General features: G+C 64.9%; 5 protein-coding genes and 1 pseudogene. 1 reads left to right on the top strand and 5 read right to left on the bottom strand.

From position 1 onward, the window contains the following. Positions 1 to 3,321: Rne/Rng family ribonuclease (locus tag YO9_RS0113290; RefSeq protein ID WP_223286570.1), on the bottom strand; the 3,321-nt coding region annotated here is incomplete at its 3' end. Positions 3,322 to 3,708: 387 nt separating this feature from the next. Here YO9_RS0113290 and YO9_RS0113285 point away from each other — a divergent pair. Continuing rightward, positions 3,709 to 4,317, top strand: coding sequence for a vitamin K epoxide reductase family protein (locus YO9_RS0113285; RefSeq protein ID WP_223286569.1), 609 nt, complete (start codon positions 3,709 to 3,711; stop codon positions 4,315 to 4,317). Positions 4,318 to 4,981: 664 nt separating this feature from the next. On the opposite strand, the gene ndk is transcribed toward YO9_RS0113285, so the two are convergent. The 4 genes and pseudogenes from ndk to ileS form a co-directional block, all read right to left on the bottom strand. Then, on the bottom strand, positions 4,982 to 5,395 hold the full coding sequence (gene ndk, locus YO9_RS0113280; RefSeq protein ID WP_016997921.1) for a nucleoside-diphosphate kinase: 414 nt from the start codon (positions 5,393 to 5,395) through the stop codon (positions 4,982 to 4,984). Positions 5,396 to 5,469: 74 nt separating this feature from the next. Further along, entirely contained in the window at positions 5,470 to 5,919 is a 450-nt protein-coding gene (locus YO9_RS0113275) for a DUF4233 domain-containing protein (RefSeq protein WP_031273312.1), read from the bottom strand. Positions 5,920 to 5,949: 30 nt separating this feature from the next. Then, a complete protein-coding gene (locus YO9_RS0113270) occupies positions 5,950 to 7,320 on the bottom strand; it encodes a bifunctional folylpolyglutamate synthase/dihydrofolate synthase (RefSeq protein WP_016997919.1) in 1,371 nt (456 codons plus the stop codon). Further along, positions 7,320 to 10,624, bottom strand: a pseudogene (gene ileS, locus YO9_RS0113265) (isoleucine--tRNA ligase). The gene YO9_RS0113270 and the pseudogene ileS overlap by 1 nt, the downstream one beginning before the upstream one ends. Positions 10,625 to 11,049: the final 425 nt, after the last annotated feature.

Genomic DNA, 11,049 nt, shown 5'->3' with positions numbered 1-11,049 from the left:
CTTGGACGCGTCCGCGGTGAACCGCTTCACGGCGTCCGTGGAGCTGACCGGCTCGTGCTTCTGCACGCTGGCCGTTCCCGGGGCCGCCGCCGGCGCGGAAGCACGGCGCGAACGACGCCGCGTGGTCGGCTTGGTCTCGGTTGCGGCAGCGGGTGCCGCGACCGGACGTGACGACTCCTGCTTCGGAGCCGAAGTCCCGGCGGACTGGCCGGACGACGACTCCGACGGCGCCTCGGCCTTCTGCGCCGCACCGGACTGGTTCGACGAATCTGCGGTCTCGGCTGAATCCGGAGTGGACTTCTCGGTCCCCTGGCGGGATTCATGAGTGGCTCCACGCTGTGCCCTGCGGGAACGGCTCCGGCGGTTACCCCGCGAGGGCTGTTCCTTCGACGAGTCCTGGGAAGAGTCCTGAGCAGGCTCCCCCGTGAACGCCGCGGTCAACGAATCCAGCGTCAGTGACTGCTGTCCGCTCTCCGGCTGCTCATCCTGGGAACCACTGCCGTGGGGCAGTTCGATGACCTCGCCGTGAATGGTCAGGCTCGAGGAGTGGCTCTCGCCCTTGTCCTCCGAACCACGGTCACGATCCTGGCCAGCGGTATCCGAGGATTCCTTCGACTGCGAGTCGTTGCCCTGTCCGTCCTGACCCGACTGACCGCGGCCGCGGCTGCGCTTGCCGCGACGCTTCTTGCGGCGGCGGTCGCCGTCCTGGTCCCCGTGATCCTGGTTGTCCTGGGAATCCGACTGCTCAGAACCCGACTGATCCTTGCCCAGATCCTTCGACTGGTCCTTGGCGCCGGAGCGATCACCGGACTGGCCGTCGCCTGGTGACCCGCGGCGGCGTCGTCGTCGTGCTGGGATGCCGCAGCGATACTGGCCAGAGCATTGCGAGCGGCCTCCGCGCGGGCCTTCGACTCTTGGTCGTTGCCTCGTGGCCGTTGCCGTTGCCGTGGTCCGAACCATTGCCACCGTTGCCGGAGTTCTTGGACTTGTCCTGCTGGTTGTTCTGCTGACCGCCTGGTTCTGCTGCTTGTGCTTGGAACGCTTGCGCTCGTTGCGGTTGTTGCGGTGATCCGGACCCGAATCCCCCGCGCGACCCTTGAGCGGGTGGTCGTGCACGATCGCACCGCGACCGGCGCACGCCTCACACGGCTCCGAGAAGACCTCGAGCAGGCCGGTGCCCATGCGCTTACGCGTCATCTGCACGAGGCCCAGGGAGGTCACCTCGGCCACCTGGTGCTTGGTGCGGTCCCGGCCGAGGCACTCGACCAGGCGACGCAGCACCAGCTCGCGGTTGGATTCGAGCACCATGTCGATGAAGTCGACCACGATGATGCCGCCGATATCGCGCAACCGCAGCTGACGGACGATCTCTTCCGCAGCTTCCAGGTTGTTCTTGGTGACCGTCTCCTCCAAGTTGCCGCCGGAGCCGGTGAACTTACCGGTGTTGACGTCCACCACGGTCATGGCCTCGGTGCGGTCGATTACCAGGGAGCCGCCGGAAGGCAGGTAGACCTTGCGGTCCAGGGCTTTCTGGATCTGCTCCTCCACGCGGAAGGACTCGAAGAGGTCCGTGTCATCGGTCCACTGCTGCAGGCGGTCCAACAGGTCCGGAGCCACGTAGGTCACGTAGGCCTCGATGTTGTCCCAGGCCTGCTCACCCTGGACGACCATGGCCGTGAAGTCCTCGTTGAAGACGTCACGCACGGTCTTGATGGTCAGGTCCGGCTCGGCGTAGAGCATCTCGGGAGCCAGGGTCTTGGTGGACCCGGCCTTCTCCTGGATCTGCTCCCACTGCGAGCGCAGCCGGTTGATGTCGTTGGTGAGTTCCTCCTCGGAGGCGCCTTCAGCGGCGGTGCGCACGATCACGCCCGCGCCCTCGGGCAAGCGGTCCTTCAGGATCTTCTTGAGGCGCTGCCGCTCAACGTCCGGGAGTTTGCGGGAAATGCCGGTCATCGAACCGCCCGGCACGTACACGAGGTAGCGGCCCGGCAGCGACACCTGGCTGGTCAGGCGGGCGCCTTTGTGACCCACGGGGTCCTTGGTGACCTGCACCAGAACGGGATCGCCGGACTTGAGGGCGTTCTCGATCTTGCGGGGCTTATTGCCCAGCTCGGCGGCGTCCCAGTCGACCTCGCCCGCGTACAGCACGGCGTTGCGGCCGCGGCCGATGTCCACGAACGCGGCTTCCATGGACGGCAGCACGTTCTGCACCTTGCCCACGTACACGTTGCCGATCAGCGAATCCTGCTGGGTGTGCGACACGAAGTGCTCGGCCAGCACGCCGTCCTCGAGGACACCGATCTGGATCCGGTTCTCCTTCTGACGCACCAGCATCTTGCGCTCGACCGATTCGCGGCGGGCCAGGAATTCTGCCTCGGTGATCACGTGGCGGCGGCGGCCGGACTGACGCGATTCACGACGCCGCTGCTTCTTGGCTTCCAGCCGCGTGGAACCTTTCAGACCGGTCACCTCACCGGCGCCGCTCTCGGACACGCGCGGTGCCCGGACACGGGTCACGGTGCCATCGGCCTCGTCCACGAGTTCCATGTCCACGTCACCGCGACGACGACGGCGCCTGCGACGGCTCGTCACGTTGCCCGAAGAATCGTCCTCGTCCGCATCATCGTCATCCTGCTGGCGAGACTGACGGCGCTGGGCGTCGCGTTCCTTGGCGGCCTCGCGCTGACGAGCGGCGGCAGCTTCGGCTGCGGCACGGATCTCGTCCGGATCGGGAGCGTGGAACATCAGGCCGGCGCCCAGGTCGAACGTGGTCTCGGACTCGTTGGAGTCGGACTCAAACTCGGAAGACTCGGATTCGGAGGTCTCGGACTCGTTGGACTTGGACTCAGAAGTCTCGGACTCGTTGGACTTGGACTCAGAAGTCTCGGACTCGTTGTTGGCCTGCTCGGCGGTCTCTTCGTCGGAGGACTCAGCAGTCTCAGCGGTGGTTGCCGTCTCGGCTGACTGAGTCTCCGTGGTCTCGGACTCGCCGCTCTCAGCGGTTGGAGCGGTGTCGGACGCTTGCGCCTCATCAGCCGGGGCATTGCCGCCAGGAGCTTCAGTCTCCGAGGTTGTGTCGGCGGGAGTTGCGGTGCTCTCGGCTTGTTCCGCATCGTCGTCGACATCGGTACCGGCGGGCTGCGAGAGCATCTCGGGCTCGTCGTCTACCTGGGTGTCGACTTGGGGTTCAGTCGGGGTTTGCTCAAGAACGGGCTGCTCTGCAGTGGTTTCCGCCTCCGAAGTTTCGGCGGGGTTCTGCTGTTCCGCGACAGATTCCTGTTCCTGCGTCGTCTGTTCCGCGTTGTCCTGTTCGGATTCCATGTGTGGATACACTCCTGCTCGGAACACCGTCCGCACCCGGGTCCGAGGTGATCTCGGTCGATCGAACCGGTGGGGGAACCACGCGGCCGCCGGAAGTCATTGTGGTACCTACCGAGTGCGCTGACTGACTAGAGCGCTGCTGGCAGGCCGACGGATGTCCGAGTCGCTTGACCCTAGAGGATCGCGAACTTTCTCCGGACGGACGCGCTCGATCTGTTGAGAGCCGCGGGTCCATCCGCTCTTTATCGGAGGTCCTGTCGGACCGGTTCCCGTGTACGGCTGGGGACCGACCGTTGCCAAGTATCTCACAGTACGCAGACTCACCCCAGGATTGACGTGTGCGGCAGACCACATCGCCCGAGGTGCCGGGTCGATTAGCATCGGCGTGTGAGCTCAACAAACACCATGGACCGTCAGCACAGCACTCCCTCCGACCGGGGCTGGGGAATTCTCGCTCTGATCCTCTCGATCATCGGCTTCGGAGCCTCCGCGACCCTGGTGATGGAACGCCTGGCCATCTACGCGGATGCCGGTCACCGCACCAGCTGCGATATCAACGCGTGGCTCTCGTGCGGCACCGTGATGCGCACCCCGCAGGCGGAACTCTTCGGCTTTCCCAATCCGTTCATCGGCATCGTGGCCTACGCCGTGGTCATTGCCCTGGCTCTGGCGGTCTTGGCCGGCGCGCGCTTCGCCAACTGGTACTGGTGGCTCATCTGGGTGGGCATCCTGGCCGGTTCCGTGTTCACCCTGTGGCTGTGGTGGCAGACCACGTTCGAGATCAACACGCTGTGCCTCTACTGCATGATCGTGTGGTGCGTTCAAACCATCCTGTTGGTTCACACCACGGCACGGAACGCACGCGCCGGGATGTTCGGCGACCGCATGATCGAAGCCGGCCACTCCACCGCGTGGGCCTGGCTGATTTCCATCGGCATCCTGGTGATTGCCTTTGGCATCATCGCCATCCGCTTCTCCACGGTGATCTTCGTTTAACCGTCATCTTCGTGTTGTGATGGTCAACGGTCATCTATCGAAACGTGTCCGCCCCGGGCGCTTGACGATCGGCAGAGCTATGAGGCGCCGTTAGGACCAGCCAGATCATCTCAGGGGCCGATGGGACCTTGTAGTAGGCCTCCAAGGGCTCTACCGACACACCAGATGTGAGGTAGGGCGCAAGCCAAACACCGCATGTCTGTGGGTTCGAAAGTCTTGTTGGGTGCGGTCATCTGTGGCGCCGGTCTTGAGGCTTGGGGTAACTGAACGACGTCGGGCGCCAAAGTGCGCACCGAGGTGACATCCAGGGCACATGTTCGCGCTTCGTCAACATGTGAGGCACAGGTTCGTAACGGGAGTTACATCTCGGGCCAAGGATCGTACCCGGTGACATGTCGGGGAGAAGTCCGCTTCGAAAACGCACTTCACAGCGCCACACTCTGCCAAATATGTCCCGGCGGCCCTCGAGGACATCGGATCGCCCATAGCGCTACCCACCGCGATCCCCGCTCAACGGGTACGGCCATGCTCACGGTCGGCCCATGGCCCACGCCCCCGTAACCCACACATAGCTCGCTGACGGGTCTACTCACCCACGTACGACACGCGGTGAGACTGGAATTCCAGTCTCACCCCGCCGTCGTTGGTTGAGCAGGTCAGCCGATCAGGCGAACCAGATGCCGATCTCGCGCTCTGCCGACTCGGGTGAATCCGAGCCGTGCACCAGGTTCTTCTGAACCTTCTCGCCCCAGTCGCGGCCCAGGTCACCGCGAATGGTGCCCGGAGGTGCGGTGGTGGGCTCGGTGGAACCGGCCAGGCTGCGGAAGCCCTCGATCACGCGGTTGCCCTCGACCACGGCGGCGACCACGGGACCGGATCCCATGAACTCGACCAGCGGTTCGAAGAAGGGCTTGCCCTGGTGTTCCTCGTAGTGCTTCTCGAGGATGTCACGCGTGGCCTGCACGAGCTTGAGCTCCACGATCTTGTAGCCCTTGGCTTCGATGCGGGCGAGGATCTGACCGGTCAGGCCGCGCTCCACGCCGTCGGGCTTTACCAGCACCAGGGTGCGTTCCGTCATCTACGTCTCCTTGATTTCGATCTCGTCAGGGGTACCGCGACAAGCCTACCGGCCGGGGACCGCGGCCCGGGTACTCAGGCGCGTTCTTCCGGATGCTCGGCTTCCCACTGTTCCTGAAGTCGATCTCGTTCACGGTTCTCGCGATCAATGGTGGTGCCCTTGACCACGGCGTACCACCACGCGAGCGCGCACAGCACACCGATCACGAACATGGCCGGGAGCAGGAAGCCCGTGGCAATCAGCACCAGTTGCAGGACCCAACCGATCACGTAGCCGCCCGGCCTGCGCACCATGCCACACGCGAGCAGGAACACCAGAGTGAGCAGCACTCCGCCGCCCACGAGTAACCACTGCTGAGTGGTTCCCCAGTCCCGAGCGATGATTCCGAATGCTGCCAGGGTTGCGAAGAAGACGATGAACGCCTCGATCGACAGAACGGACACCGCGAACATCGCCTTGATGGAACGACGCGGTTTCTTCTGGCCCGGACGCCATTCGCGCTGGGCCTTGGTCATTTTTGCCATGCTCAGTTCCTCCCGGCAATCTGGCGGTTGTCAGAGTCCGAGCAGCGCACGGGCCTCACCCACCACGGTGACCGAGCCGGTGATCAATACTGCGCCGTCGAACTCCTGGCGGTCGGCAGCATCCTGGATGGCGGAGGCAATGGCATCGTCCAGGCGGTCCTCGGCGTGCACCATGTCCTCGTCGAAGCCCATGTCCGCGGCGATCTCTGCGAGTTCCTCCGGTGGGATGGCTCGCGGGGACCGAGAGTGGCTGCACCACAGTTCCAGCTCGTACTCGCTGTATTCCTCGGCGAGAATCCGGAGCATGGTCTCCACGTCCTTCTCGCGCAGGATCCCGACCACCAAGTTGAGCTTGGCGAAGGTGAAGGATTCCCGAACGGCCTGGGCCGAGGCCTTGAGCCCGTGCGGATTGTGCGCGGCATCGAGCAGCACAGGAGGTGCCTTGCGCGCGAGTTCCAGCCGACCGGGAGAGGTCACTGCACCCAGACCGGCGACCAACAGTTCCTGGTTGAGGGGCTTGTCTCCTCCGCCCAGCAGAGCCTCCACCGCGGCTATCGCCAGCGCGGCATTTTCCGCCTGGTGCTCCCCGAACAGGGGCGGCATCAGGTCGATGTATTCTGCGGCGAGTCCCTGCACGGCCATGATCTGTCCGCCCACTGCAATGGTGCGGCCGCGCACACCGAACTCCACACCCTCGAAGCGGAACTGTGCCCCGACCTCTTGGGCGCGTTCCAGCAGAATCTGGGCCACCACAGGGTCCTGTGCGGCGGAAATCAGGAAGCCGCCCGGCTTGATGATCCCTGCCTTCTCCAGGGCGATGTCCTGCAGGGTGTCCCCCAGCATCTCGGTGTGGTCCAGGTCCACGGGCGTCACGATGGACACTGCGGCCTCGGCCACGTTGGTCGCGTCCCAGCTGCCGCCGATCCCGACTTCCAGGACCATGACATCCACGGGTTCGTCCGCGAAGACGGCGAACGCCAGGACGGTGAGCACCTCGAAGAACGTGAGCCGCGGTTCCCCGCGCTCGGCCAGTTCGTTGTCCACGAGCTGCAGGTACGGGGCGATCTCCCCGTAGATCCGCACGAACGTCTCGTCCGCCACGGGCTGGCCATCCAGACTGATGCGCTCGGTGACCTTCTCCAGGTGCGGGCTCGTGTAGCGGCCCACCCGCAGATCATGAGCGAGCAACAAGGACTCGACCATCCGCGCGGTCGAGGTCTTGCCGTTGGTTCCGGTGATGTGGATGACCGGCGCGCTCTTCTCCGGGTTGCCGAGAATGTCGACGGCGCGCTGCACGGCATCCAGGCGCGGCTCCATCTTGTTCTCGGGCGCGCGGTCCAGCAGTTCCCCGTAGACCTCTTCCACCGTCTGGGGAGTGGACATGTTCCAGGCGTCGTTCATCAGTTCACCACCTTCACGGCCACCGAGGGTTTGTCGGACACGATGAGCTCGAGTTCACGGCTGAGGGTCTCCCCTGCCACCAGGTCGCGGTTGGCTTCCACCGCCGCACAAGTCTGGGCATCCGCGTGAATAGTCGTGTGGATCCGATCCGAGACGTTGAGATCCGCGTTCTTCCGTTCCTGCTGGATGGCGCGGATCATGTCGCGGGCGGCGCCCTCGGCACGCAGTTCATCGGTCAGTTCGGTGTCGAGCACCAAGAAGCCGCCCTCGGACAGCACGGTGACGGCACGAGTGGAGGTTTCCGCGGCGTCGTCGACGACCGTGGCCAGCTCGTATTCGCCCGATTCGAGGGCGATGTCACCGGCGGTGACGGTGCCGTCATCGGAGACCGACCAGTCGCCGGACTTCGCTGCCTTGATGACCTGCTGGACCCGCTTGCCCAGGCGCGGTCCGGCGGCACGGGCGTTGACCTTGAGCTGCTGCGAGATCCCGAAGTCCGCGGGTGAGACCTCAGCGGAATCGAGCAGGGTGACGCCCTTGAGGTTCAGCTCGTCCGCAATGATGGACTCGAACGTTCCCGCGAGCCGTTGACCCTCGGGAACCGCCACGGTGAGACCCGCCAGCGGCTGACGCACGCGCAGGTTGTGGGCCTTGCGCAGCGCGGAACCGGACGAGCAGATGGCGCGCGTGCGGTTCATGAGCGTCATGAGGTCCTCGTCCTGTGGGAACAGGGAGGCCTCCGGCCAATCGGTCAGGTGCACGGAACGGCCACCGGTCAGGCCACGCCAGATCTCCTCGGTGACCAGGGGCAACAGTGGTGCGGCCACGCGGCAGACCGTTTCCAAGCACGTGTAAAGCACGTCGAAGGCCTGGGTGTCCTCGTCGAAGAACCGTTCGCGCGAGCGACGCACGTACCAGTTGGTGAGCGTGTCCATGTAGGCACGCAGCGTTTCCGCAGCGGCCCAGATGTCGTAGTCGTCGAACTGTTCTTTGGCCTCGGTCACCAGGCGACCTGTTTCGGCCATAATGTAGCGATCCATCACGTTGTCGGCCTGGTAGCGCAGCTGCGCCTCGTAGCCCGCACCACCGTTGGCGGCGTTCGTGTAGAGACCGAAGAAGTGGTAGACGTTCCACAGCGGCAGCATCATCTGACGCACGCCATCGCGGATGCCTTGCTCGGTGACCACCAGGTTGCCACCGCGCAGGATGGGCGAGGACATGAGGAACCAGCGCATCGCGTCCGCGCCGTCCCGATCCAGCACCTCGGTGACGTCCGGGTAGTTGCGCAGGGATTTGGACATCTTCTGCCCGTCCGAGCCCAGCACGATGCCGTGGGAGATCACGTTGCGGAACGCGGGGCGGTCGAACAACGCGGTGGCCAGGATGTGCAGCGTGTAGAACCAGCCGCGGGTCTGACCGATGTACTCCACGATGAAGTCACCCGGGTTGTGGGTCTCGAACCAGTCCCGGTTCTCCATGGGGTAGTGCACCTGGGCGTACGGCATGGAGCCAGAGTCGAACCAGACGTCGAGCACCTCGGGGACGCGGCGCATCACGGACTTGCCCGTGGGGTCGTCCGGGTTCGGTCGGGTCAGGTCGTCGATCCAGGGGCGGTGCAGGTCCACTTCACCCTGGGCATTCAGCGGAAGTCGACCGAAGTCCTTCTCCATCTCGGCCAACGAACCGTAGACATCGCGGCGCGGGTAATTGGGGTCGCTGGACTCCCACACCGGGATGGGTGAACCCCAATAGCGGTTACGAGAGATCGACCAGTCGCGGGCGTTTTCGAGCCACTTACCGAACTGGCCGTCCTTGACGTTGTCCGGGATCCAGTTGATCTCCTGGTTGAGTTCGACCATGCGGTCCTTGATGTCCGTGACCTTCACGAACCACGAGGAGACCGCGCGGTAGATCAGAGGGTTACGGCAACGCCAGCAGTGCGGGTAGGAGTGCACGTAGCTGGACTCGCGCACCAGGACGTCCTGGCGCGCAGGTCCCGGATCACGGTGCGGGCCACTTCTTTGTCGAACACGTTGTGTCCGGCGATACCAGCCAGCGGCGCACCGGCGGCCAAGGACTCGTCCGTGAAGAGGTCGTAGAACACACCGGACTCGTCCACCGAGAGCACCACGGGGATGTCGTAGCGGGCGCACACGTTCTGGTCGTCCTCACCGTAGGCGGGAGCCTGGTGCACCAGACCGGTGCCGTCCGTGGTGGTGACGTAGTCCGCCACGAGGATCTGCCACGCGGTGCCGGTGCCGAAACGCTCGGCGTCCGTGAAGTAGTCCACAGCGGGCGGTAGCGCACACCTTCGAGCTGGGCACCAGTGAAGTGGGCGGTCACGGCCTCGCGGGCTGCGGCGGCCGGATCCTCGGCATCGCCGTATCCCAGATCCTTGGCGTAGCGTCCAGCAAGTCGGAAGCAATCAGGTAGCGGCGACCGGCCAGCTCTCCCCCGCCATCGACCAGGACGTAATCGATGTCCGGACCGACCGCGAGCGCTGGTTGGTAGGCAGGGTCCACGGCGTGGTGGTCCAGGCGAGGGCCTGGGCACCGGCCAGCTGCGGGACAACCTCGGGGTGCTTGGCCCACGAGGCGTCGTCGAGGATCTCGAAGCCCACGGTGACCGTGGTGTCCTGGCGGTCCTTGTAGACGTCATCGTCCATGCGCAGCTCATGGTTGGACAGCGGCGTCTCGTCCTTCCAGCAGTACGGCAGAACGCGGTAGCCGGAGTAGACCAGGTTCTTGTCGTCGAGGGACTTGAATGCGGCGATGACCGATTCCATGTACTCGACGTTGAGCGTCTTGTAGTCGTTGGCGAAGTCGACCCAGCGGGCCTGGCGGGTCACGTAGTTCTGCCACTCGTCCGCGTACTTCATGACCGAGGCGCGGCAGGCATCGTTGAACTTGTCGATGCCCATCGTCTCGATTTCGTGCTTGTCGGTCATGCCCAGCTGCTTCATGGCCTCGAGCTCGGCCGGCAGTCCGTGGGTGTCCCAACCGAAGCGGCGCTCCACGCGGCGGCCCTGCTGCGTCTGGTAGCGGGCCACGAGGTCCTTGACGTAGCCGGTCAGCAGGTGCCCGTAGTGGGGCAGGCCGTTGGCGAAGGGAGGGCCGTCGTAGAAGACGAATTCGTTGGACCCGTTCTCGCCGCGCTCGCGCTGGTCGATGCTGGCCTGGAACGTGTCGTCGTTCTTCCAGTACTCCAGAACGCGCTCTTCGACCTGCGGGAACCGCGGGGCGGACGGGACGCCCTGGGCGTTGGGGTCGGTGCTTACCTTGGGGTAAACGGGTGAATCTGTCACGGTGCTCCATCCTGAGAGGTCAGTAAATTCAGGATGCGAGGACGCTAGGGCGTACGGAGTACGCCGGTGGCGCGGTACCACCTCGCTTACTCGCACCGTTTCGCTCCCCTTCGGGAACGACGACGCCGCGAGCCGCTCATTCGCGGGCTGTCACGGGCCCACCCGTCCGGTTCTACTGAGATCGTGCCGCGAGGCGGATCCGTTCTTCCGAAGACTCCCCGGTGATGGCCGGTTCACAGTCGGTGTGCACAGAGTGCACCGCGCCATTCTAACCCCACCGGGGACTCAGTCGTCATCCCAGTCGTCGTCGCACTCCCATTCGTCGTCATCCCACTCGCACACGCTGCTCAGAGCGGGCGCTGGGGAACGGACACGGGGGCCTGCGGAACCGGTGCGGGAGCGGGGGCCACGGGGAGCCGGCGGCG

It is taken from the genome of Kocuria atrinae C3-8 (assembly GCF_000286355.1).
In the GTDB taxonomy this organism is placed as follows: domain Bacteria; phylum Actinomycetota; class Actinomycetes; order Actinomycetales; family Micrococcaceae; genus Kocuria; species Kocuria atrinae_A.
This window is presented reverse-complemented; position numbering and strand designations above follow the sequence as displayed.

Excerpts from the sequence above, each read along its gene's own strand:
- ndk (WP_016997921.1), bottom strand. The coding sequence starts at position 5,395 with ATGACGGAACGCACCCTGGTGCTGGTAAAGCCCGACGGCGTGGAGCGC.
- YO9_RS0113275 (WP_031273312.1), bottom strand. The coding sequence starts at position 5,919 with ATGGCAAAAATGACCAAGGCCCAGCGCGAATGGCGTCCGGGCCAGAAG.
- YO9_RS0113270 (WP_016997919.1), bottom strand. The coding sequence starts at position 7,320 with ATGAACGACGCCTGGAACATGTCCACTCCCCAGACGGTGGAAGAGGTC.